The sequence below is a fragment of the Rhizobium acidisoli genome (assembly GCF_002531755.2).
In the GTDB taxonomy this organism is placed as follows: Bacteria; Pseudomonadota; Alphaproteobacteria; order Rhizobiales; family Rhizobiaceae; genus Rhizobium; species Rhizobium acidisoli.
In genome coordinates this window covers 544,583-567,833 of record NZ_CP035002.1, presented here as the reverse complement: position 1 = coordinate 567,833, position 23,251 = coordinate 544,583, and the positions used below count along the sequence as shown (strand labels likewise).

Here is a 23,251-nt window from a genome sequence, read left to right as displayed (position 1 = left end):
TCTATTGCGCTTCCGAAGAAAATGTAGAACGTTATATGGAGAACGTTCTACATTTCATCGGGAGGATTTGATGAACTTTCAGCCGGCAGCCATCAGCGGCAATCTCGTTTCGCGCGCCTGGTCGGGAGTGATGATCGCTCCCCTGTCGGACGGCGGCCAGGGAACCGCCGCAAGCTTCGTCTCCAAAAGCTTCGAACATGATGGCGCCGGGCTTCCGGTCGAACTGTTCATCTCCGCCCTCGGCCTTTACCGCTGCTTCATCAATGGCGCGCGCGTCGGCGACGACCTGTTGACGCCGGGCTGGACGAATTACGACGATCGCATCGCCTATCAGCGCTACGATGTTTCCAGCGTCATCAAGCCGGGCCTCAATCGCATCGAGATCTGGCTTGCCGACGGATGGTACCGCTCGCCCCTGATGTGGGGCGCCAAGCCGATCCCGAACTGCTGGGGCGACAGGATCGGCGCCATTGCGGATCTGGTGGGCCCGGGCGGCGTGCTTCTTTCCACCGACACGAGCTGGCGGAGCGGCAGGCTGCCGATCCTGAAATCGGGGATCTATTTCGGTGAGATCTATGACGCGCTGCTGGAAAACCCTACGGAAACCCACGACACCGAGAGATTGCCGTTCGACACGGCGCTGCTCGTCGCACATGAGACGGCAGCGGTGCGGGAATTACAGCCGCTCGCCGCCGTCGAAAGCTGGACCGACGACAACGGCAGAACGATCTATGACTTCGGCCAGAACGTCGGCGGTTACGTCAGATATACAGTCCGCGGCGTCGGCGGCACCGAAGTGCGGGTGGAGCATTCGGAAGTGCTCGGCCCCGACCGGCATTTCGACAATCGCAACTATCGCACAGCCGCGGCGCACACGCTCTACACGTTGCGCGGCGACGGCGACGACGAGACCTATGCGCCGCATTTCACCTTCCATGGCTTCCGTTATGCCAGGGTGACGATCACGGGAAATGCCAAGATTGTTGAAATCGCATCGATCCCGATCTCGTCGGTGCCCGAGCCTGCCGGCGGCTTCACTTGCCGCAATCCGCTCGTCAATCGCCTCGTCCAGAATACCATCTGGTCGCAGCGCGCCAATTTCGTCGAAGTGCCGACAGATTGCCCGCAGCGCGATGAACGCCTGGGCTGGACTGGCGACGCACAGGTGTTTGCCGCAACCGCCTGCTGGCTGAGCGACAGCCAGTCGTTCCTCAGGAAATATCTGCGCGATGTGATGGCCGACCAGCGCGAAGACGGCGCCGTCTCGCATTTTTCACCGGATCCGACACGCCTGCATCCGGCCGACTTCCCGGGTTATGCCGGCTCGACCGGCTGGGGCGATGCGATCGTCGTTATCCCCTGGGTGCTCTACACTCACTACGGCGATCGGGCTGTGTTGGCGGAATGCCTGGATTCCATGGTGCGCTGGGTGGATTTCGTCTGGTCCATTTCGGACGGTCCGATCGTGCATCCGCCGTCGCATTGGGGCGCCCGCGGCTTCACCTTCGGCGACTGGCTGCAGCCTGTCGGCGACAACAGAAAGCCGCGCCCGACGATTGCCGACGACTGCGCGGCCACGCTTTATCACTTCATCTCAACAGACCTTCTGGCAAAGATCGCCGCCGTTCTCGGCGAGCATGCGCTTGAAGAACAGATGAAGCAGCGCGCCGACGAAATCCGGCGGACATTTACCAACGAGTTCATCACGCCGGCCGGACGGCTCGCGCATAACGACCAGACGTCCTATGCGCTGGCCTTCTGCAGAGAAAGCCGAAAGCGCTCTCCGGCGGCCAAAGGCAGCGCGTCGCCATCGGCCGCGCGATCGTGCGCGATCCCAAAGTCTTCCTGTTCGACGAGCCGCTCTCCAATCTCGACGCTTCGCTCAGAGCCCAGATGCGCCTTGAGATCGCCGATCTCCACGCCCGGCTGAAATCGACGATGATCTATGTCACCCATGACCAGGTCGAAGCCATGACGATGGCCGACAAGATCGTCGTTCTGAACGGCGGGGCAGTCGAGCAGATCGGCAGCCCGATGGAACTCTACCGCAATCCCGCCACACCCTTCGTCGCCGGCTTCATCGGCAGCCCGAAGATGAACCTCTATGGCGGCGAGACGGCACGGCGATTCAACTGCACGAGCTACGGGGTGCGGCCGGAACATATCAAACTCTCGGAAGACGCCGGACAATGGCAGGGCAAGATCCGCCACGTGGAACGGCTCGGCGCCGACGCGATCCTCTACCTCGACGTTGCCGATTTAGGAGAAATGGTCGTGCGTGCCGAAGGCGAGACGCCGTTTGCACCTGGCATGACGGTCTGGGCAAATCCGGTCGAGGGAGCGGAGCATCGGTTTTGAAAGTTTGTCGGAACCCGTCGCCGCAACCTCGGAAAGGTCCGGGGGCGTCCGGATTTCGTTGCGTCATCGTTTCGATACGAATGTCATCTCCGAACTCCTGAGGCCGAATGCCGCCTCACGGTTGTTTGAGCGAGAGTGTCGCCGAGTTCGCTTTCGGCCGAACCGGCATGCCAGCGCCGGCGCTGAAAGGGCTTGTGGTCGCAAAGTCGGCAACACTCGGCCGCAACCCCGAAAAGAGGGGCGGCAACTTGCCTTTGTCCCATTTAGTCTTTAAGGACGCCCCAATTTCCAAGGCGCAGGAACTGAACAAGCATGTCACATCACGAGAACAGGTCTTCGGGGCTCGGTGTCACAGCCGGCGATCTCGATCGCTACTTCACTTTTCTCCGCCATGCTCTGGTGAACACGACCGCCACGCGGCCAGCCGGAAAGCCGTTAGATTATGCGGCAGCGGTGACGGAATCCATGCAATTGGCCCGTGCCACGCACGATGCCGGCCGAAAGATCATGTTCATCGGCAACGGCGGCAGCGCGGCAATTGCCAGCCACATGGCGACGGACTACTCGAAAAACGGCGGGCTGCGCGCGATGGCGATGAATGACGGCGCGACGCTGACCTGTCTGTCGAACGACCTCGGCTATGAGAACGTCTTCGCCAAGCAGATCGATATGCATGCCAATGAAGGTGATCTACTGGTGGCAATCAGCAGCTCCGGGAGATCGGAAAGCATTACCAAGGCCGTCCGGACCGCGCGTGACAAGGGCTGCGCCGTGATGACCTTGAGCGGCTTCGCGCCGGGCAATCCGCTGCGCGATCTGGGTGACCTGAACTTTTACGTGGCTTCCGATCAATATGGTTATGTGGAGATCGCCCATCTGGCGATATGCCATGCCGTATTGGATTTTTCCTGCGGACTCGTTCCGCCTACCCTTTCCTGAAGAGCCGTTTCACGCGCATGAATTTTCCCCGCATCCACGATCCGGAATTGACGCTTCTGACGCCCGACGATGACGTCGCCAACCCTGAAGTGACGATCCTCGTTCCCTCTCTCAACGAGGAACTGACGATCGGAACCTTCGTCGACTGGTGCCGCGAGGGTATTGCGGCGAGCGGTGCGGCTGTGGAGATCCTCATCGTCGACAGCTCGACCGATCGAACCCCGGAAATCGCCCGCGACAGAGGAGCCCGCGTGTTGCGGACACCGAAGCGCGGTTTGGGCAGAGCTTACATCGATGCCATTCCATACGTGCGCGGCAAGTTCATCATCATGGGTGATGCGGATTGCACCTATGACTTTCGCCAGATTGCACCGTTCATCGAGGCGTTTCGGAAGGGTGCCGACTTCGTGATGGGCTCACGGTTCAAGGGCTCGATCGAAGACAAAGCGATGCCGCCGCTGCATCGCTATTTCGGAACGCCGCTGACCACGTGGATCCTCAATCGGATGTTCAGCAGCCGCTTTTCCGACATCCATTGCGGCATGCGGGGTATCAGCGTCGATGCCCTGCTTCGCATGGATCTTCGGTCGCAAGGTTGGGAATATGCGTCGGAAATGGTGCTGAAATCAGTGCATATGGAGCTTCCCACAACGGAAGTGCCGATCCACTTCCTGAAGGATCCGGAAGGCCGGCTTAGCCACATGAAACGTCGGGGCTGGATGGAGCCGTGGCGCGCAGGCTGGCGCAATCTTCAGGCAATGTTCGTCTACGGGTTTGATTTCTTTCTGATCTGGCCGGGATTCCTGCTTCTGGCCCTCGGCCTGATAATCATGCTGCCGCTGCTAGCCGGACCGATGTCTATTGGCGGTGTGCGGTTTTCGTCCAATGCCATGCTGTTTGCCATGGCCCTGGCCGTCCTTGGTCAATCAATGTTGGTTTCGGCGGCAATCGGTCGGGTGATTTTCGACTATTCAGGACATGTGCAGACCCGATTCGAGCGACTCCTGCCTTACAATACAACGATCTGGGGATCGGTTGTCGCCGTTCTGGCAGGCGTGTTTCTGGCGGTTCCGCTCTTCGATTCCTATGTCGGGAACGGATACCTGCTGCCTGAGATCGGCATCGAGACCAACTGGGCCGTCTTCGGGCTCTGGCTCATCATCTCGGCGTTTCAGATCTTTATATCAGGTCTGATGATACGAGCCCTTGGGGTTATGCTGCCCGTCAAAAAGCCTGCGCCTCCTCTCGCGGGATAGGAGCCACGAAAGGGCGATCATGATCGTAGGCTGGTGCACGGTTCTCGCCATAATAATATGGGGCCTCGTGATCGACAGAGGCATCGTTGCCTGGCTCAACCGACGTTGCGATCAACCCTTTCGAGACGGAACCGACTTTCTGCTCAGCGGTATTCTGCCGGCTCTGGCGATCGCGGGGGGCGCGGCCACCGTCCTTGGGGCATTTCATGGGCTGCGATGGGAGATCGTTCTCCCGATCGTCGCTGTCTCGATGATTTGGCGGTGGCGAGATCTCGTCGCCGTACTCCACGACCTCGGACCGCTGTTTCGTAAAATTGGCGCTGAAACGAAATCCGGAAACCCAGTTCCGGTGCTTGCGGCACTCACATGCACTGTACTTTGCTATGTGTGGAGTGTTGTGGCCCTGTTTCCATCGGGCGTTGCCGACGTCTGGGTTTTTCACATCCCGCTCGCAAACAGTATCATCGAGCACGCCGGCTTTGTGTCACCGCAGATCGACCATCCCTTCTACGGCAATATTCCGCTCTTCTTCAATCTGCTATTTGCGCTCGTCATGATGGTCAGTGGTCACTGGACCGGCGCGGCGATCATGAATATCGCAATTTTCTTCGGATTTCTCTTCCTGCTCTCAAGCTGCGCCAGTCGTTGGCGGGCATGCGGCTTTTTCCTGGTGGCCGCTCTGATCCTCAGCACCCCCTTCTTCAGGGGGAGTGTCGGCGAACCGATGACGGATCTGGCACGGTCGTGTTTCTCCATCGCCGCCGTGCTTTTCCTGTGGCGTTATCTGGACACCCGGCGTCCGGCAGAGCTTTTTCATTGTGCGCTCGTGCTGGGGGAGCGGTCGGAGGAAAATACACGGAACTGCAGATGGTTGGCCTGATAGGGCTGGCATTGATGCCGACTCTTCTCAAGAGAGGGGTATCGCTGCCGCTCTTTTTGTCATGTCTTTGCGCATTCCTTGCAGTCGCGGGCTACTGGTATGCAAAAAACCTGATCGTTCTCGGCAATCCGATCTATCCTTTCATGTTCGGTCATCCGGGCCTCACCGACGCCTGGATGGCGGACTACATGCTCGAATTGGGCCGGGCCTTCGATCCCGCCAACCGACATTTCGTGACCAACCTCGCAACTCTGCAAGGTTGGCGCGACTTCCTCCATATCCTTTACAACTGGTTCCTGGCCGGCAAGCCGAATGCTTTCGTCGCTCTCGCCTTGATCCTGGCGGGTCTTGCCGTGGCCTTTCGGCGCATCGCATTTCTCGCAGCGATTACCGCTGCCATGTTTGTGATATGGTACACCGTTATGTTCAATCACATCCGGTGGGCGACGCCAGCCTATCTGCTGTTCTTTTCGACCGGGTTTATCGGCGCCTCCCTGGTTCGGGAACGACTGGATCAATGGCTCGACCGGCAAGTCCTGCCGCGGATGGCCCCACTGACGAAAATCGCCTCTTCGCCGGCATGCATGATCGCTAGCCCGGTAATAATCGGCGTGCTGGCCGGGGGACTCTGGCTCTCGCAGTGGTACCGCGTGGGCGGCAGCGACATGGATCCCGGCAAGGCGAAAGACTTCGACGTCGTGCTCGGGATGATCAGTGTCGACAAATATATGGAGAGCCACCGCGAAGCCTATTTCATGTACCGCTATATCGCGGAGCATGATCTGCGGACCGTTTTTCAGCCTTTCGACACCGCCAACACATTATTGTCGACGGCTTATAACGACGGCCGCGATGGCGGTTGGCAATTGCCACGCTATGTGCTGCCCGCACCGGGGGCGGATATCGATGCTTTCATCCGGGATAATCAAATAGGTTACTTCATCCTTCCCCCCGATGCCGGCAGCGCCTTTCTCGCCGAACGCATTGGAGAAGACAAAATAGTGATAGCCAACAGCGTCATAGCCCACATGATGCCCCGCTCCTCACTGATCTTGACGGATCGGTTCGGCTGGAAGCTCTACCGTTTTGACGCGGATCGGGCATCGTGACGACTTCATCCTCCCGAGCATTGCTTCGCATCGGCATACCGGTCCTGAAAGTGGCCGTGGCGCTGGGCCTCGTCATATGGATCGCGCGTCGGGTCGATTTCGCAGAAGGATGGGCTGCGGTGCGGACCCTGTCGGCGACGACAATCTGGGTCAGCGTCCTCCTTCTTCTCTTTCAGGCCCTGCTTTCGGCGTGGCGGTGGTGCCTTCTGTCGGAAATGATCGGGCAAAGGCTGAAGATGACGGGCGCCATGAAACTCTTCATGCAAAGTCTGTTTTACAATCAAGCTCTTCCAAGCCCCATACCGGGCGACGCCGCTCGCATATTTGGCGCGGTGAAATACGGCCTGACGGTCGGCGAAGCCACGCTCGGCGTGATCATGGACCGTATCCTCACGCTTTTCGGACTGGCGGTCGTTGCGCTGATCGGCCTGATCATCATGCGAGCCTTTTACGGGCACGACTTCCCAATTCCCTATCTGGCCGAACTCACCGCCCTTGGTGTCGTGGGAACAATCGCGTCGGCGCTGGTCTTCATCTGGCGTCGGCACTTCTTTATCCGGTTTCTGCCGGCAAAGCTGCACGCGTTGAGCGCCGCGTTGCAGGCTTTTATCACCCACCGGAGAATGGTCGGCATATTTCTGTTGACCCTTGTCATTCACGGCTTGAGCGTCGTCTCGCTTGAGATCCTCGTTCTCGGCCTCGGCCTGCCGCTCGACTGGGGCCAGGCGGCGGCCGCTTTCCCGCCAGTACTCCTGATCGCTATGGTTCCGATCTCCGTTGGAGGATGGGGCCTGCGGGAAGGCGGAATGATCATTTCGCTTGCCGTGTTCGGCATAGGCATGACGGATGCCGCAACGCTGTCGGTGGTTTTCGGCCTGTTGCAGCTTGTGGTCGGGTTGGCCGGTGGTGTATTCGTCCTTTCGCGTCCCCATTCGGGAAAGATCAAAGCGCTCTGATGAGCCTTAACAGATCATATGGAGCTGCCGACATGCATGCCTTGGTAACGGGAGGGGCCGGATTTATCGGCAGCCATCTCTGCGATCGTCTTTTGGCCTTGGGCTATCGGGTAACCGCGATCGACAATCTTCACCTCGGCCGGATGCGGAACATAGACCATCTGATGGCTCGACCGGATTTTCGCTTCCAGCAACTGGATATGCTTGATCGGGAGGGCATGGACCAGCTCGTTGCGACGGATCGTCCCGACGCTGTTTTCCATCTCGCCGCCAATTCTGATATTGCCGCCGGCAATGCCAATGCGGAACTCGACCTGCAGCTGAACCAGCTGACGACGACGACGCTGCTTGCCATCATGCGCAAGTATGAGATCGGCAGGCTCTTTTTCGCCAGCACCTCCGCCGTCTTCGGTGAAGCCGAAGGAAATATTCACGAGAACCACGGCCCCCTGCGGCCGATCTCGCTCTATGGCGCCAGCAAGCTTGCCGCTGAAGCCTATTTATCGGTCTACGCGCTGTCATTCGGCATCAAGACGCTCGTGCTGCGCTTTCCCAACGTCGTTGGGGAACGGTCAACGCACGGCGCGATCTACGACTTCATCAACAGGCTGAAGGCCGATCCGACGAGGCTTCAGGTGCTCGGCAACGGACGGCAGACCAAGCCCTATCTCTATGTCGGCGACCTCGTAGACGCCATTCTTCTGGCATGGGACAAGGCGCCCGGCGCCTATGAGGTGTTTCACGCCAGCGGCATCGGCGAAACATCCGTCCGGGATATCGCCGAAATCGTGGTTTCCAAGGTCGCGGCCGGAGCTGCCATCGAATATGGCAGCGAGGACCGCGGCTGGCTGGGCGACGTGCCACGCTTCAGCTACGACATAAGCCGGCTCGTAACCTTGGGCTGGTCTCCGAAGCGGAAATCGACAGAAGCCGTTGAACTTGCGGTCGAACGGATCCTGGCGAATGGGTTCTGAGGACGCGATCCGCCAGGCGATCATTATTGCGGGTGGCCTTGGAACACGCGCGCGCAGCATGACGGGCGATGTTATCCCGAAGGCCCTTTTGCCGCTCGCCGGCGTGCCGATCATTCTGCGGCAGATCCGCACCTTGGCTCGCGAAGGTATCCGGCATGTGCGCGTGCTCGGCGGTCACCTCGGCAGCCAGCTCGAGCCTGCCCTCGGCCCGGAAGCCGAAAAACTCGGTATCAAGATCGAGGTCTTCGTCGAGAAATCTCCGCTCGGCACGGCAGGCTGCCTGACAACTTTGGACGTGACGGCCGGCGATGTCCTGATCGTCTATGGCGACATGCTTTTCGATATCGATCTGTCGGCGCTGACGCGTCATCGCCAGCAATTTCCCGCCGCCCTGACCATCATCGCTCACCCCAACGACCATCCCCGCACATCCGATCTCGTCGTCCAGAAGAGCGGTTATCTCCAGCGTCTTTTGCCCCGCAAAACGCCGCGCGATTCGGATTGGCGGAATTTGGTGCCGGCCGGTTTGTATGTGGCCTCCGAGCAATTTTTCCAGGCGCTCGTGCCGGGTCAAACGGCTGATATGATCCACGACGTCATTCCCCGCCTCCTCGAACGGTCCGTTCCGATCGCGATTTATGACACGCCGGAATATATGAAGGATACCGGGTCGCCGAACCGGCATGCTGCCGCGGAGGAGGACCTCCGGCAGGAACGGCTTCATGCGGCGCATCTGTCGGTGCGAAGGGCCGCGGTTTTCTTCGATTGCGACGGCGTGCTCAACGAAGATGTCGGCGGCCATGGCGTCATACATCCCGACCAGGTGAAGCTGATCGACCGGGCAGGCGAAGCCGTGCGGCTCGCCCGTGAGGCAGGCTTCCTGACGATTGCGGTCACGAACAGACCGCAGGTCGCCAAAGGCTTTGTGGATGAAGCCGGGCTGGATCATGCTCTCGGTCGCCTCGAGGCCATGCTTGCCGAAGATGGCGGCGTCCTGGATCGCATTTATTTTTGTCCGCATCATCCGGACAAAGGATTTCCCAACGAAGTCGCCGCGCTCAAGATCGATTGTGCCTGCCGGAAACCGGGCGATCTGATGATCCGCCAGGCCATGTCGGAACTGCCTGTCGAAAAATCGAAATCCATCATCATCGGCGACAGCCTGCGCGACATCGGTGCTGGCCGCAAGGCGGGCATCTGGGCCTATGGCGTCCGGACCGGTTATGGCCTGCGGGACGAAAAGAGCTATCCCACCGTCGAAACAGAGATTCCGCATGCCGATCTCGTCTTCGACACGGTCTATGACGCCGTCCGCTTTCAATGCGGTTACCAAGATATCGGGAAGGCTCTGTCCGGCGCGATTGATGAGCGGCTTTCAGATACGGCCGGTCCGCTGCTCGTCAGCATATGCGGCCGTTCCCGCTCCGGGAAAAGTACGTTTGCACATGCCGTTCAACGCGTTCTCTCCGAAACAGGGCGCAGGGTGCTGAGGCTGGAACTCGACCGCTGGATACTGCCGCTCGAACATCGCCGCCCCGACATGAACGCGGAAGAGCGCAGCATGGTAGAGCTCTACCCCGAGATCGTCAGCATGCTGCGCCGTTCCGGACAGGTCGAAGCGCCCGGCTATGACGCGGCAAGCCGCGGCCGGCTTAGGGGTACCACCGCCTATGACGCTCGAGATGCCGAGATCATCCTCCTGGACGGCATCTTTGCCGGGCATGCGTCGGTCCGAGAACAGGTCGATATGTCCGTCTTCGTCGAAGCATCTCAGCAGAGCCTGCTGAACCGCTTTCACACGTTCTACGCCTGGAAAGGCCTCACGCCAGTTGCCGTCGAAGAGCTCTGGCAGTCGCGAATTCAGGAAGAGTGGCCGAGGATCGATCTGCAGCGCACATCGGCCGATATCGTTATCAATCTCGAGGAGGCAATCCTTTGATCGTTTCATCCGCACCTTTTCGGGTCAGCTTCGCCGGCGGCGGCTCGGACATAGCGTCCTATTACCGCCGTCAGGCGGGCGCGGTACTGTCCTGTGCGATCGCCAAATACAGTTTCGTGATCGTGCACAATTATTTCAATGAAAACAAATATCATCTGAAATATACGCGCACCGAACTTGCCGAGACGCTTGAGGAGATTGCGCATCCGCTGCTGCGCGAGGCACTTCGGATGCATCGGGTCGATCCCGGCATCGAAGTCGCTTCCGTCGCCGACATTCCCTCCGGGACGGGGTTGGGATCATCCAGCTCCTTTTCCGTGGCGCTGATCAACGCGCTCTATGCTCACAGGTCGCGTTTTGCCTCCAAGGACCAGCTGGCGGAAGAAGCCTGCAAACTCGAAATCGATATCCTCAAGGAGCCGATCGGCAAACAGGACCAATATGCAGCCGCTCATGGCGGCTTGAACTTCATCGAATTCAATTCCAATGGCAGCGTGAATGTTCAGCCCGTCGTCCTCAGCTCTGAAAAGATGGCGGAGCTTGAGAGCAACATCCTGTTGTTTTTCACCGGAAGCCAGCGCGATACGCGCTCTGTGCTGTCGACGCAGGTGCAGGCCATGGAGGCGGATGAGGAAAAGTTCCGGACCGTCGAGCGCATGGTGCAACTGGCTTACGAAATGCGCGACATCCTGATGAGCGGGGATCTCGGCGCCTTCGGCGAAGCGCTGCATCGCGGATGGATGATGAAAAGATCGCTGACCTCGAAGATCACCAACAGCGCGATCGACGAGTTTTACGATGCGGCCCGTGCTGCCGGCGCCATCGGCGGCAAGCTGGCAGGTGCTGGCGGAGGGGGCTTTCTCGTCCTCTATTGCCCGAAAGACCGCCAGGAAAAAGTGCGCCAGGCGCTGTCGCAGCTCAAGGAAATCGAGTTTCGCTTCGACTGGAGCGGCGCGCGCATCGCCTTTGCACAATAGAGGGTGTGAATGGCACCGCGGCTCATCATCACCGGATCGACCGGCTATATCGGCGCTAGACTGGCAGCGATGGCGCGTGAGCGCGGCTTCGAGGTGATTGAACTCGGCCGGCGGTCCGGAACCAAATGGCGCATCGGTGATGAGCCTGCTGCCTCCGACCTGGAAGGGGCGGTCGGAATCGTCCATCTCGCGCATTCCTGGGCCACCGAGCCGGAGGCTGCCGAGGAAGACAACATCAATATCTCAGGCACGGTGACGTTGGCGGAGGCGGCAAGGGCAGCCGGCGTGCCGCGCTTCGTCTTTTCCTCCTCCACCTCGTCCCGGCGGGAGGCGCTCAATGTTTACGGCCGCACCAAATTCAGGATCGAACAGCATTTGGCTGCGAGCCTCGCAGCGCCGATCGTTCGTGTTGCGCGAATAGGTCTCGTCTATGGCGGACCACGCACTGCAATGTACGGACTGATGGTCAAGTTGGCGGCTTTAAGTCCGATTCTGCCGATGATAGGGCTCAGCCGCAAGGTCCAGCCGATACATCTCGACGAAGTCGCCGAAGGTCTGCTGGCGCTGGCGACGGAGGAGAGCCAGCCGCCGCAGACATTCGTGCTTGCGCAGGAAAAGCCGATAAGCTTTGCCAGTTGGCTCAGAATGCTTCGCCGCAGTCAGGGCAAGGGCAATCTCCATTTCATACCGGTTCCCCTGGCCGCCGCGCTCCTTGCCTGCCACATGACCAAACTCGTGCCGTTGATCCCGACGGTCGATCCGGAGCGCGTCCTGGGGCTTGCGGGTGCCGCGCCGATGGAAAGCGGCGAGAGCCTCAGACTGCTGAAATTGAACCTGGCTGCCCCAATGGTTACGCTTGCCGGCGAATTCGGCCAAACAGGCGAGGATCAATCGCTGAGCGAGGCGCAGGCTTTGCTGCAATATCTCGGCATCGCGCCGACCGAAATGCAGCTCCAGCGGCTCTGCGAAGGGCTTCGGCGTGAAGGGCTGTCGCCGCTCGGTCTTTCCCCAACCGTGATCCGGCATCCGCGCCTGCTGGCGCTCTTCGAGCCGCCGGCCAGTCGGACGCAGCATCGCCTCGCGCGAGCCCTCTACCTCGCCGACCTCGCGAGCGAACCGGAAAGGCATGCAGACCAAAGGGCCGGGTTTTTCGGCGCGGTATTGACCATCGCCAGCGATGTCCTGCTGTTTCCGCTCCGCGCGCTTTTGGCCGGGACATATCGATGAATGCGCCCGACGCCGACTTCATCATCATCGGCAGCGGCCCTGCGGGCGTCTCCGCTGCCTTTCCGCTGATAGCGGCCGGGCGTCGCGTTCTGATGCTGGATGCCGGCGATGACGCCGGATCGCAGGAGGAAAGCCGCAGCGTCCGTGTCCTGGGCAGCGATCTAGAATCGCTGCGCGCCGACGACGGCAGCTCGCCGAAACTGCAGACACCCGTATCACGCGGTATTCTCGAACGGTTCCAACGCGAGTCCGGTATCTCAGGCGATGGCTTCAAACCGATCGGCAGCCTCGCGCGCGGCGGGCTCTCCAATATCTGGGGTGCTCAAGTCAGCTATCTCGACGCCGGGGATGTCAAGGATTGGCCGATCGACCTCGCTTCGCTGCAGGGCTCTTACGAGCGGGTATCCCAGCGCATCGGGATCAGCACCAATGCCGATGTTACCACCGGCTCCAACGGCGAGGCCGTCCTACCGCTTGGTGCGACAGCCGCCCATGTTCTTCATCGGCACAAGGCTGCAAAACCAGCGGATGGATCGTTTCGGCTTTTTCCCGCCGCCAACGCCATACTTTCTGAGGCGAGGGCCGGACGAGCGGCATGCGATCTGCGCGGCGACTGTCTCTATGGCTGCCCGAGCGGCGCCATCTATAACAGCCGGCAGGATCTGCTTGCGTTGCGAAAGTCACCACATTTTCGTTTGCTCGACATGCGGGCCGTCTCGTTGGCACGGGATTCGGGCTGGACGGTCCAAACGGCCGACGGCTCGTCGTTTTCCGCACCGCGGATCCTTCTTGCCGCAGGAGTGCTCGGAACGGCTGCCCTGCTGGCCGATCTCCTGCCGATCGGCGAGAAGGGATTGCGTCTCCTGAACAGTCCCACGCTGGCCATTCCTTTGCTCTCTCCCGCGCGATTGCTGCGTTCGCCGACGCCGACGCATAGTCTTGCGCAGCTCGGATTGTCTCTGCGTTATGGAGACGGCGCATCCGATTACGTGACGGGCGCGATCTATGAAATCGGGTCCCTGCCGGCGCAAAGTTTCGTCAACAGGATGCCGCTCGGCCGAAGGGCCGGGCGAGCCGCGTTCGAACTTATCGCCGGCAGCCTTCTCGTCGCGACGATCTATTATCCCGGCGATCAAAGCCGCAGCTCCATCCACCGGGATGATACAGCGAAAAAAGGACTGACCGTCCGCGGCGGCTTCGCGGAAGGTTTCGAGATCCGCGCCGAGGCTTTGAAAAAAGCGCTGCGCCGTGAATGGAACCGGTTGGGTCTCATTCCGCTCCCGGGCGCATCGCTGGCAAAGCCAGGTATCGACGCCCATTTCGCCGGCACTCTGCCGATGGGCGAAGCCGGCCCGTTCGGCACCTCCCTCGTGGGAGAATTGAACCTGCATCCAGGTCTTTACGTCGTCGACGGCTCCATTCTTCCCGATCTATCCTCGAAATACATCACGATGACGATCATGGCCAATGCCGATCGCATCGCCCATCGTCTTGCCGTAATGGAAGCAACCTCGGCGCCCTGAAGTCCGCTATCTCTTCAAGCCGTTAACTGCGGCAATGCCTCACTGGCCAATGATAGAAGCGGCTCGTAATCCGCTTCGGACAGCACCGCGAAATCAACGAGACCGAGCGTGGCGCGCATGGCTGCCAGCGATGGCTCCTTGATGGCTGCGGCAAGCGCACGGCGCAGGAGAAGGACCCTCTCGTCCGAGGAATCGCCTGAAGTAATGAATGGCAGGCCGGGCCCTTTCGGCGTTTCGGCGATGATACGGACCCCTTCGACATGGCCGGGATCGAAGCGGCGAATGTTGCCATAGGTTATGCAATCGATCGCCGCGCTATCCGCCCTGCCCTCGGCGACGGCGGCGATGCTGCCGCCGTGGCTGCCGGTTTCGATGATCCGGCCGAAAAAACGGCCCTCGCAGGCTAGCGGAGCGACGGCCGCGCGAAAGAGATTGCTGCCGGAATTGCTGTCAGGGCTGTTGATTGCAGCCGTCGTGCCGCGCAGATCCTCCAGCGTGTGAAGGGAAGAATCCGTGCGGACAATGATCAAGCTGCGCATCAGCGGACCGTCGCAGCCGAGATGATTATAGACCGGCGTCGCCACCAGGCGAACTTTGCCGCGCAGGCGGCTGGCAAAGGGATAGCCGCATGTCTGCGAGAGGAGAAGATCCGGCCTCAACCAGGCTTCATCATAGCCAACGGTCTGGTCGAGCTTTTCAGGCAGGTCCTTGAGGCCGGCGTCCAAAAGATAGTGCCGGAGGAACGACCAGAGCGCGGCCGTCGCATCTGCGAGCGGCTGGGATGTGACATACATGGCGATGCTGACGAGATGCATTCCGGTCCTCCGTGCTGAGAGCTACTCGTCGCAGCTGAGGTAAGATGCAAGCGCCGACGCATCCTCCCCGAGCGGGCGATCTTCCACCATCGCGGGCGCGATCTGGCGGACAAGATCGAAGGTTTCCTGGGTGCCTAGCCCGCAACGATGCTCCGGACGCTGGTCCACCGCCTGGGCGGCGGCCAGCATTTCACAGGCGATCAGCTGCCGCCAGAGCTCGAGCATTTCGGCCAATTTCTGGACGACAAGCGCCGACTGCGTTGCATGGTCCTCGACGCCTTCTGAGACTGCCAGGAAATCGAGCATAACCGGGTTTGCCTTGTGTCGGATCGCTGCCGTCAGCGCCACGACCACCTTCTGCATCGGCACGAAGCCGGCCGAAGCGCCGCCGACCGGCGACAGGTAGCGCGGCAGCCCGTTCCTGCCCGAGCCGGTCAGCTGGACAAACCGCGCAGCGCTTGCCGATGCCGCCTGGGCGATGGCAAGCCCCAGCGTCTCGAAAGTGAGTGACAGCGACGGCGTGTGAAAATTGCCGGTCGAGAGCACCCGCTCCTCGTCGAGAATGACAAGCGGATTGTCCGCCGCCGCATTGAGCTCGATTTCGACGGCTTGCTCCGCCTGGCGCAGAGCCTCCATCAGCACGCCGTGGATCGGTGCCACACACCGCAGGCTGAGCGGATCCTGAATAGCGGCCTTGGCTTCGAAGAGAGTCGAGTTGGTGAGCGCTTCGAGAAGTCTGGCTGCTTCTTCCGCCTGGCCGATGGACGGTCTTGCCTTTTGAATGGCAGGCGAGAGAATGAGCGGGTTGCCGCCAAGGCCTTCGAAGCTGAGGGCTGCAGCCTGCCGCTGTCGATCGAGGAGTTGCATTGCATCATGAAGGGCGAGAGCGCCCTGACCGACGGAAACGGCAGAGGCATTCAGCAGCGAAATGCCGTCCTTCGGCCGCAAGGTCACCGGTGCAAGGCCGGCGAGCCTCAGCGCTTCATGCGCGGGATGAATCGCGCCCGCATATTCGGCTTCACCTTCCCCGATGAGACACCGGGCAACGGAGGAGAGAAGCACGAGATCGCCGGCACCGATCGAGCCGATGGATGGAATGAGCGGATGGACACCGGCATTGAGCAAAGCAAGAAGCGCCTCGAAGACCGGCGGCGAAATGCCGGAACCACCGACGGCAAGCATGGCGAGGCGCGCCGCCATGACCGCACGCGTCACGTCGCGCGGCAAGGCTGGTCCAACGCCCATTGCGCGGCCGCGCACGAGCTGCAGCTGGAAAGCCTCGAAATCGGCGGTCACCTCGGTCCTCAGATTGGCGCCGAGGCCGGTATTCATCCCATAGATCTGCTGGCCCGATGCCGCCGCAGTTTCTAGGATGTACCGTGCGCGCGCCAGCCGCGGCCCAACATCCGCGCCTTGTTCGACGATGACGCTACGCCGGGCGATCGCGACAATGTCGGCGGTCGTAAAGCCGGAGCCGGTCACCAGAAGCGGCGTCATGCGAAGCGCAGCCTCTGGCCGATATTGGCGGCGTGCGCCTTGGTCAGCAGCGCATGGCCGAGCGCGATGTCGCTCAGCGACAATCCCCGGTGCCAGAGAAGGATCGTCTCGTCATCGCTCTGCCGTCCCGGCTTCAGGCCGGCAACGATCTGGCCGAGTTCGGCATGGAGGGTTTCTGCGGACAGCTTGCCGGCGTCGACATGCGCCCGCAGCGAGCCGAACTTGCCGCCTTTGCATTGGCCCCAATCGTCGACGACGAGCTTGCCCATGATATCGGTCAACGACAGTTCGACAGCGCTCATCGTGCCGTAGGGAACGACGAAAGCACCCTTCTTGATCCACTCGGTCTTGAGCATCGATTCAGGCGCGGAAAGGCGCGAGGCCTCGACGATGATATCGGCGCCCTCGACGCAGTCACGCCAATTGTCGGTCACCGTAATCTTCTTGCCGAGATCCTGTTCCAACTTGGCGCCGAAGGCGTCGCGGCTTTCGGGGCGGCGAGAATGGATGCGGATCTCCTCGAAATCGAACAGATGGTTGAGCAGCCGGACATTCCAATAGGCCGTGCCGCGGGCACCGATATGGCCGAGCACCTTCGAACCCTTCCGCGCCAGATGTTTGGCGCCAAGCGCGGTGACGGCACCGGTGCGCATATCGGTGATGACGGTGGCATCGAGGATCGCTCTCGGCACGCCGGTGCGCGGATCGAAGAGGTTGAGCACGCCGAATTCCGAGGGGTAGCCTAGCTTATAGTTATCGACGAAATCGCCAACGATCTTGACTCCGGCAAGGTCCAGTGGCGCCACATAACCGCGCAAGACGTTGAAATGGCCGTGGAAGCTTGGATCGGGCTCGAGGTGGACGCGCGGTTCGATCACCGTCTCGCCTTTGCCCTGGGCACCAAGCGAAGTCTCGATCGCGGCGAGGATCTCGTTATTGCTAAGATTGAGTGCCTCGATATCGAAGGCGTTGAGATAGTCGATATAGATCGGGTTCATGGTCATCTCACATTATCGTTTGGCCGGCACGCCGACACCGAGATTTTGGCGCAGTGTCCGGCCTTCGTAGGCCTCACGGAAAAGTCCGCGACGGCGAAGCTCCGGCACCACAAGCGTGACGAAATCCTCGAGCCCCGAGGGGAAGATAGGCGCCATAACGTTGAAGCCGTCAGCAGCACCCGCGCTGAACCGCTCTTCCATGGCATCGGCGATCTGGGCGGGAGTGCCGGCGACCTGCCAATGACCGCGCGCGCCGGCAAAATGACGGGCCAGTTCGCGGATCGAGAGGTTCTCGCGCCTGCCGAGATCGATGATCAGTTGCTGGCGGCTCTGGATGAGGTTGGTCTCGGGCATATCAGGCAGCGGTCCGTCAAGCGGATAGCTGGAAAGGTCCTGGATGCTCAGATAACTTGCAAGCAGCGCCACGCCGACCGCATCCGGGATCAGCTCCTGCAGCGCGCGATATTTCGCCTTGGCTTCCGCTTCGGTCGCGCCGACGATCGGCGAGATGCCCGGCATGATCTTGATGTCGTCGATCTGGCGGCCGTACTTGGCAAGCCGCGCCTTCACGTCGGAGTAATAGGCCTTAGCCTCGTCGATGGTCTGCGAGGCGGCGAAGACGACATCGGCCGTGCGGGCGGCAAGTTCCTTGCCGACATCCGAAGCGCCGGCCTGCACCATGATCGGCCGCCCCTGCGGCGAACAAGGACTTTCGAGCAGGCCCTCGACGGCAAAATGCTTGCCGCGATGATGCACCGGATGGAGCTTGGCGCGATCGGTGAAGTCGGCGCCCCCTGGAGGCAGATATGCGCCGTCCTCAACGCCGTCCCAGATGGCCAGAGCCGCATCGGCAAATTCCTCGGCGCGCTCGTAACGCTCCGAATGCGGGCGAAGGCCGCTGCTGGCGAAATTTTCCGCTTCGAGTTCGCTGGCCGAGGTGACGAGGTTCCACCCTGCCCTGCCGCCGCTGAGCTGGTCGAGCGAGGCGAAGCTGCGGGCAAGGCCATAGGGCTCGTTGTAGGTGGTCGACGCCGTGGCGACGAGGCCGATATGCGAGGTGTTGACCGCAAGTGCTGCGAGCAGGCTCAGCGGTTCAAAGGCGGTCGAGCGGGCAGCCTGGCTTGCCATGTCGGAGTTGCGCTCGCGGATAGCGGCGGCGTCCTCGACGAAGATCATGTCGAACTTGCCGCGTTCGGCGATCCGGGCAAGCGCGACGAAATGGTCGATATCGACGCCGGCCTGCGCATGCGCGAGCGGATGACGCCACGCTGCGATATGATGGCCGCCGGCCATCAGGAAGGCGCCCAGTCTCATCTTGCGATCGCCGCTCATGATGCGCGCTCCCATGTTGCAGCGGGATAGGCCGGGCGCGGCAGGTTCAGATAATCGCGCAGCGTCGAGCCGGCTTTCGTCCTGCCAATCAGGCCGCGCCGCTGCAATTCGGGAGCGACTTCGGCCAGGAAGAGATCGGCCATCCCCAATGTAGGAGGCAGAATGGCGAAACCGTCTATCTGGCCGGCTTCGAGCCATTGCTGCAGCGAGTCGGCAATCGCGATCGGCGTTCCGATCAGGATAGCGCCAGAGAGTGGCTGCTTCGAGATATCTTCAACAGCCTGCAAAGCGTCGTGGAGGGCCTGCGCCTCTGTCTGCGTCGCGGCGATGAACGGGACGAGATTTGCCAGTATCCTGGCGTCGCGGCGGCGGTCGGCGGCTTCGAGACTCCGGATGAAATCGGAGGCCGCCTCTTCCGCGCCGGTTGGGGAAGAGGACTGAAGGAAGACGATCTCGGCGGCATGCGCCGCCAGCGCTCTGTTTTCATCCGTCAGGACCTGCGCCAGAACCGGCTTGCCCTGCGGCGAGCGACTGACGTTAAGCGGGCCGCGCACGGAGAAGTGCTCACCCTTGTGATTGAGGACATGCATCTTGTCGGGCTGGAAGAAACGGCCTTTTTCCTTGTCATAGATGAAGGCATCGTCTTCCCAGCTGTCCCACAGCGCGCCGACGAGATCGACATATTCGCGGTCGCGGTCCTCGCCATTACCGGTCGTGACCGCAACCCAGCCCGTTCTGCCATTGCTGATCGATTCAAGCGACGCGAAGCGACGGGCAAGATTGTAAGGCTCGTGCTGGTGCGTTGCGGCGGCAGCCAGGAAGCCAATCCGGCGGGCACGGGTCGCGAGTGCCGCAACCAGCGTTGTCGGCTCGAAAGGTGTGGCGACAGGCGAGAGATCGTCGACCGGGCGGGCGCCAAGACGATCGGAAAGCAGAACGAAATCAAGACCCGCCTGCTCGGCTCTCGCGACCTGGGCGAGCAGTGCCTCGAAGCCGAGATTTGCGATCTCTGCGGCACCGCGCCAGGCCGCCGGATGATGGCCGAAGGGGGTTAGGGAAAAGCCGAGATACATCGTGTTTCCTGCCTTCAGATCGAGAAGATGGCGTCACGCGTCAGATGCCCTGTAACAGTACCATTGCCATCGACGACGGCGAGCACGTCGCTGTTGGCCGCGACCATCAGCGACAGCGCATCGCGCAGATTGGCATTTGCCGCCACCGTGGCGGCCGGCGCCGACGGCGCTCCTGCAAGGGCCGCATCGGCGACCGAAAACAGGCTCAGCCTCTTGATCGCACGGTCAATGCCAACGAAATTCGCGACGAATTCATCGGCCGGATGGGAGAGTATCGCGTCCGGCTTATCATATTGCACGATCTGGCCGGCGCGCATGATGGCAATGCGGTCGCCGAGCCGGATCGCCTCGTCGAGATCGTGGGTGACCAGAACCACGGTCTTTCTGACGCGCTTGAGGATCTGCCTGAACTCATCCTGCAGACGCGCTCTGGCGATCGGGTCGATGGCGCCGAACGGCTCGTCCATCAAAAGCACGGCAGGATCGGCGGCAAGAGCGCGGGCAACGCCGATGCGCTGGCGCTGACCGCCGGAAAGCTGACGCGGATAGCGCTTGAGCATCTCCTGCGGATCGAGGCCGACAAGGTCGAGCAATTCCTGGGTGCGCGTCGCGATCCGTTTCTGCTCCCAGCCGAGCAGGTTCGGGACGGCGGCGATGTTCTCGCCGATCGTCATATGCGGGAACAGGCCGACATTCTGGATTACATAGCCGATGTGGCGGCGAAGCTGCACGGGATCGGCCTTAGTGACATCCTCGCCGTTGACGAGGATGCGGCCTTCGGTCGGCTCGATCAGCCGGTTGATCATGCGCATCGTCGTCGTCTTGCCGCAGCCGGAGGGACCGATCAGCGCCACCGTCGAACCCTCGGGCACCTCGAGCGTCAACCTGTCGACCGAAGGTGCTGCCCCTTCAGCATAACGTTTCGTGACATCTTCCATCCGGATCATGCGGCGGCTCTTTCTGCAAACAGGATTTTCTCGGCGCGGCCGAGAATAAATTCGGTGGCGAGCGCCAGGATCGCGATCGGCACGGCGCCGACCAGAAGCCGCGACATGTCCATCATGCCGATACCGGTCGCGATGAAATCGCCGAGCCCGCCACCGCCGATGAAGGGCGCAAGTGTTGCGCCGGCAAGGACCTGCACGGCGGCCGTACGCGTACCGGCAAACATGGCGGGTGCTGCAAGCGGGATGCGGATCTTGCGCAGCACTTGGCCACGATCCATGCCCATGCCGATTGCGGCTTCCACCGCATCGGGATCGACATCGCGCAGGCCGACATAGGCATTGAGTAAGATCGGCGGCAAAGCCAGCACCGTCAGCGCCACGATCGACGGCATGATGCCGATCCCAAGCAGCGGCATGATGATGGCGAGGATAGCAAGGCTCGGAACGGTTCTGAGGCCATTGATCGTGTTGATGACGCCGAAGGCGAAACGGCCGTGATTGACGATGAGGATTGCCAGCGGCAGCGCGATCAGAAGTGCGATCGCCAGCGACACGCCGGACATCAGAAGGTGCTGGCCGAGCGCGCGAAAGAACTCGTTTTGATGATCGACGATCCAGAAGAAGGCTTTGCTCAGCATCGAATGATCCTCATTGCCAGCGCACCAGGGCTTTTTCGGCCTGGGTCAGGATGAGATCGAAGATCACCGCGAGAAGCGCGGTGAGAATGCCGCCAACCAGGATCTTCTCGGCATATTCCTGATCGATGCCGATCAGGATGATGGTGCCGAGCCCGCCGCCATCAATGAAGGCGGCAACCGTCGCGATGCCGATGACGGTGACGAGCGCGATGCGCGCACCCGATACGATCAGTGGCAAGGCGAGCGGCAGTTCGATGCGGAAAAGCCGCTGCCATCGGCCGTAACCCATGCCGTCAGCGGCATCGAGCACATCTGCGGGAACGCCGCGAATGCCGGTGACGATATTGCGCAACAGGATCAGCAGACAATAGGAGGAAAGACCGATCAGCGCCGGCTCCATGCCGAGACCGACAAAAGGGATCAGCAGCGCAAAGAGCGCCAGGCTCGGGATCACGAAAATGACGTTCGTCACGGTCAGCGCGAAAGCATAGAGCCGCGGACGGCGCGCACAGATGATGCCGAGCACGAGCGCGATGACGAGGCCGATCAGCACGGAAGAAACCGACAGCACGAGATGCTGCCAGACCGCGAGCGCAATTTCCGGAATATGCTTGGGAGCCCAGTTCAAGACGATAAATTCCTGTCGGCACGGTCATGACAATGCGGCGAAGCTTGAAGCTTCGCCGCATTTCGCGTTCAGGAAAAGCGAAACTTGTCGCTTCCTGAGATCAGATACCCTGCGTCTTCAGGAACTCTGCAGCGACATCGGCCGGCTCTTCCTTGTCGCGGTCGACCTTGGCGTTCAGACCGCGCATGGTCTCGTTGTTGAGCAGCGGGCTGATCTTGTTCAGGACCTCGGCGATCTTTGGGTTCTTCGCAAGCGTATCCTGGCGCACGACGGGCACGAGATAGTAGGGAGGGAAGAGATGCTTGTCGTCGTCAAGCACGACGAGCTTGTTATCCGAGATCTGCCAGTCGGTCGCAAAACCATAGGAAACGTCGAGATCCTTGCTGGTCAGCGCACTATAGCGAATGCCGAGCTTGGCGAAGATCTTGAACTCCTTGAATTGGATGCCATAGACCTGCTTCAGGCCGGGCAGGCCGTCCTTGCGTTCACCGAAACCGCCTTCGGCACCGAAGGTGAGGTCCTTGGAAACGGGGCCGAGATCGGAAAGCGTCTTCAGCTTGTATTTCTCGGCCGTCTCAGGAAGCGTGATGATCGCATAGCCGTTATTGATCTCAGTCGGCTGCAGCAGCGTCAGCTTCAGGTTCTTCTCGTAGTAATCCTTGACATCGGAATAGATCTTGTCGGCCGAGCCGGAAAGATCACCCTTGACGACGGCGGCAAGCGCCGTGCCGGTATATTCGGGATACAGATCGATATCGCCGTTCGTCAATGCGGTATGGGCAACGAGGGTCGCACCGAGATTGAGATGGCGCTCGACCTCGACACCAGCCTTTTCAAGAGCCTGGGCATAGATCTCGGCGACGATGAATTGTTCGGTGAAGTTTTTGCTGCCTATCTTCACTGCATCGGCCTGGGCAGGACTGACGGCAAGCACAGTCAACACGGCGCCGGCGAGTACCCCGGCTAAAGACTTCAAAAGCATCGTATTCCCCTCATTTGCGGTCTGAATTCGTTTCAGTTGCTTCTAGCGGTTTCGATCGCGATGAGCGCGGGATTGCATACTAATTTTATCGATTTCTTGGAAAAATCTCGCTTCCCAGACGGCTGGACCGACCGTCCGCTCACGAAGCCACCCGACAATCAACCACCATGAGCTCCTTCGAGCGCCTGCACTTTGCGGCAGGA

Annotated in this window: 17 protein-coding genes and 3 pseudogenes; 11 read left to right on the top strand and 9 right to left on the bottom strand. The window is 60.8% G+C overall.

Annotation, left to right across the window (positions count from 1 at the left end; all coding sequences use genetic code 11):
• Positions 1-70 precede the first annotated feature (70 nt).
• The 11 genes and pseudogenes from CO657_RS35080 to CO657_RS35030 all read left to right on the top strand — a co-directional run.
• Positions 71-1,768, top strand: a pseudogene (locus CO657_RS35080) (family 78 glycoside hydrolase catalytic domain); the annotation flags it as partial.
• Positions 1,756-2,358 (top strand): annotated as a pseudogene (locus CO657_RS35075) (ABC transporter ATP-binding protein); the annotation flags it as partial. The pseudogenes CO657_RS35080 and CO657_RS35075, both read left to right, overlap by 13 nt.
• A gap of 312 nt (positions 2,359-2,670) precedes the next feature.
• Entirely contained in the window at positions 2,671-3,297 is a 627-nt protein-coding gene (locus CO657_RS35070; protein ID WP_054185180.1) for an SIS domain-containing protein, read from the top strand.
• Positions 3,298-3,314: 17 nt separating this feature from the next.
• Positions 3,315-4,553, top strand: a complete 1,239-nt coding sequence (locus CO657_RS35065) for a glycosyltransferase family 2 protein (protein WP_054185179.1) — start codon at positions 3,315-3,317, stop codon at positions 4,551-4,553.
• Between the two features lie 19 nt (positions 4,554-4,572).
• Positions 4,573-6,542: pseudogene (locus CO657_RS35060) on the top strand (hypothetical protein).
• Positions 6,539-7,498: a lysylphosphatidylglycerol synthase transmembrane domain-containing protein gene (locus CO657_RS35055; protein WP_054185177.1), complete on the top strand. Its 960-nt coding sequence runs from the start codon at positions 6,539-6,541 to the stop codon at positions 7,496-7,498. Before CO657_RS35060 ends, CO657_RS35055 begins: the two are co-directional and overlap by 4 nt.
• Positions 7,499-7,530: 32 nt before the next feature.
• Positions 7,531-8,472 carry an SDR family NAD(P)-dependent oxidoreductase gene (locus CO657_RS35050; protein ID WP_054185176.1) on the top strand — a complete coding sequence of 314 codons (942 nt, stop codon included), beginning with the start codon at positions 7,531-7,533 and terminating at the stop codon, positions 8,470-8,472.
• Positions 8,462-10,411, top strand: a complete 1,950-nt coding sequence (locus CO657_RS35045; protein WP_054185175.1) for an HAD-IIIA family hydrolase — start codon at positions 8,462-8,464, stop codon at positions 10,409-10,411. Before CO657_RS35050 ends, CO657_RS35045 begins: the two co-directional genes overlap by 11 nt.
• Positions 10,408-11,388, top strand: coding sequence for a GHMP family kinase ATP-binding protein (locus CO657_RS35040; protein WP_054185174.1), 981 nt, complete (start codon positions 10,408-10,410; stop codon positions 11,386-11,388). Before CO657_RS35045 ends, CO657_RS35040 begins: the two co-directional genes overlap by 4 nt.
• 9 nt (positions 11,389-11,397) lie before the next feature.
• Positions 11,398-12,615 carry an NAD-dependent epimerase/dehydratase family protein gene (locus CO657_RS35035; RefSeq protein ID WP_054185173.1) on the top strand — a complete coding sequence of 406 codons (1,218 nt, stop codon included), beginning with the start codon at positions 11,398-11,400 and terminating at the stop codon, positions 12,613-12,615.
• The gene (locus tag CO657_RS35030) at positions 12,612-14,138 is read left to right on the top strand and encodes an FAD-dependent oxidoreductase (RefSeq protein WP_054185172.1); all 1,527 of its coding nucleotides are present in this window, start codon (positions 12,612-12,614) and stop codon (positions 14,136-14,138) included. The genes CO657_RS35035 and CO657_RS35030 overlap by 4 nt, the downstream gene beginning before the upstream one ends.
• A gap of 14 nt (positions 14,139-14,152) precedes the next feature.
• Here the strand turns inward: CO657_RS35030 and CO657_RS35025 are convergent, their stop codons facing one another.
• The 9 genes from CO657_RS35025 to CO657_RS34985 form a co-directional block, all read right to left on the bottom strand.
• Positions 14,153-14,953, bottom strand: coding sequence for a phosphate/phosphite/phosphonate ABC transporter substrate-binding protein (locus tag CO657_RS35025; protein WP_054185171.1), 801 nt, complete (start codon positions 14,951-14,953; stop codon positions 14,153-14,155).
• A 21-nt stretch (positions 14,954-14,974) separates the two neighbouring features.
• Positions 14,975-16,450: an HAL/PAL/TAL family ammonia-lyase gene (locus CO657_RS35020; RefSeq protein ID WP_054185170.1), complete on the bottom strand. Its 1,476-nt coding sequence runs from the start codon at positions 16,448-16,450 to the stop codon at positions 14,975-14,977.
• Entirely contained in the window at positions 16,447-17,448 is a 1,002-nt protein-coding gene (locus tag CO657_RS35015; RefSeq protein ID WP_054185169.1) for an ornithine cyclodeaminase family protein, read from the bottom strand. Before CO657_RS35015 ends, CO657_RS35020 begins: the two co-directional genes overlap by 4 nt.
• Before the next feature lie 12 nt (positions 17,449-17,460).
• Positions 17,461-18,780, bottom strand: a complete 1,320-nt coding sequence (locus CO657_RS35010; RefSeq protein WP_054185168.1) for an LLM class flavin-dependent oxidoreductase — start codon at positions 18,778-18,780, stop codon at positions 17,461-17,463.
• Positions 18,777-19,853, bottom strand: coding sequence for an LLM class flavin-dependent oxidoreductase (locus tag CO657_RS35005; RefSeq protein WP_054185167.1), 1,077 nt, complete (start codon positions 19,851-19,853; stop codon positions 18,777-18,779). The genes CO657_RS35010 and CO657_RS35005 overlap by 4 nt, the downstream gene beginning before the upstream one ends.
• Before the next feature lie 14 nt (positions 19,854-19,867).
• Positions 19,868-20,800 carry an ABC transporter ATP-binding protein gene (locus tag CO657_RS35000; RefSeq protein ID WP_054185166.1) on the bottom strand — a complete coding sequence of 311 codons (933 nt, stop codon included), beginning with the start codon at positions 20,798-20,800 and terminating at the stop codon, positions 19,868-19,870.
• Positions 20,797-21,438: an ABC transporter permease gene (locus CO657_RS34995; RefSeq protein ID WP_054185165.1), complete on the bottom strand. Its 642-nt coding sequence runs from the start codon at positions 21,436-21,438 to the stop codon at positions 20,797-20,799. The genes CO657_RS35000 and CO657_RS34995 overlap by 4 nt, the downstream gene beginning before the upstream one ends.
• Before the next feature lie 10 nt (positions 21,439-21,448).
• A complete protein-coding gene (locus tag CO657_RS34990) occupies positions 21,449-22,066 on the bottom strand; it encodes an ABC transporter permease (protein WP_003591616.1) in 618 nt (205 codons plus the stop codon).
• A gap of 100 nt (positions 22,067-22,166) precedes the next feature.
• Positions 22,167-23,048, bottom strand: a complete 882-nt coding sequence (locus CO657_RS34985; protein WP_054185164.1) for a glycine betaine ABC transporter substrate-binding protein — start codon at positions 23,046-23,048, stop codon at positions 22,167-22,169.
• Positions 23,049-23,251 lie beyond the last annotated feature (203 nt).

Bases quoted from the DNA above. Each gene is read 5' to 3' on its own strand.
- CO657_RS35070 (WP_054185180.1), top strand. From the start codon at position 2,671: ATGTCACATCACGAGAACAGGTCTTCGGGGCTCGGTGTCACAGCCGGC.
- CO657_RS35065 (WP_054185179.1), top strand. From the start codon at position 3,315: ATGAATTTTCCCCGCATCCACGATCCGGAATTGACGCTTCTGACGCCC.
- CO657_RS35050 (WP_054185176.1), top strand. From the start codon at position 7,531: ATGCATGCCTTGGTAACGGGAGGGGCCGGATTTATCGGCAGCCATCTC.
- CO657_RS35045 (WP_054185175.1), top strand. From the start codon at position 8,462: ATGGGTTCTGAGGACGCGATCCGCCAGGCGATCATTATTGCGGGTGGC.
- CO657_RS35035 (WP_054185173.1), top strand. From the start codon at position 11,398: ATGGCACCGCGGCTCATCATCACCGGATCGACCGGCTATATCGGCGCT.
- CO657_RS35030 (WP_054185172.1), top strand. From the start codon at position 12,612: ATGAATGCGCCCGACGCCGACTTCATCATCATCGGCAGCGGCCCTGCG.
- CO657_RS35025 (WP_054185171.1), bottom strand. From the start codon at position 14,953: ATGCATCTCGTCAGCATCGCCATGTATGTCACATCCCAGCCGCTCGCA.
- CO657_RS35020 (WP_054185170.1), bottom strand. From the start codon at position 16,450: ATGACGCCGCTTCTGGTGACCGGCTCCGGCTTTACGACCGCCGACATT.
- CO657_RS35015 (WP_054185169.1), bottom strand. From the start codon at position 17,448: ATGAACCCGATCTATATCGACTATCTCAACGCCTTCGATATCGAGGCA.
- CO657_RS35010 (WP_054185168.1), bottom strand. From the start codon at position 18,780: ATGAGCGGCGATCGCAAGATGAGACTGGGCGCCTTCCTGATGGCCGGC.
- CO657_RS35005 (WP_054185167.1), bottom strand. From the start codon at position 19,853: ATGTATCTCGGCTTTTCCCTAACCCCCTTCGGCCATCATCCGGCGGCC.
- CO657_RS35000 (WP_054185166.1), bottom strand. From the start codon at position 20,800: ATGATCCGGATGGAAGATGTCACGAAACGTTATGCTGAAGGGGCAGCA.
- CO657_RS34995 (WP_054185165.1), bottom strand. From the start codon at position 21,438: ATGCTGAGCAAAGCCTTCTTCTGGATCGTCGATCATCAAAACGAGTTC.
- CO657_RS34985 (WP_054185164.1), bottom strand. From the start codon at position 23,048: ATGCTTTTGAAGTCTTTAGCCGGGGTACTCGCCGGCGCCGTGTTGACT.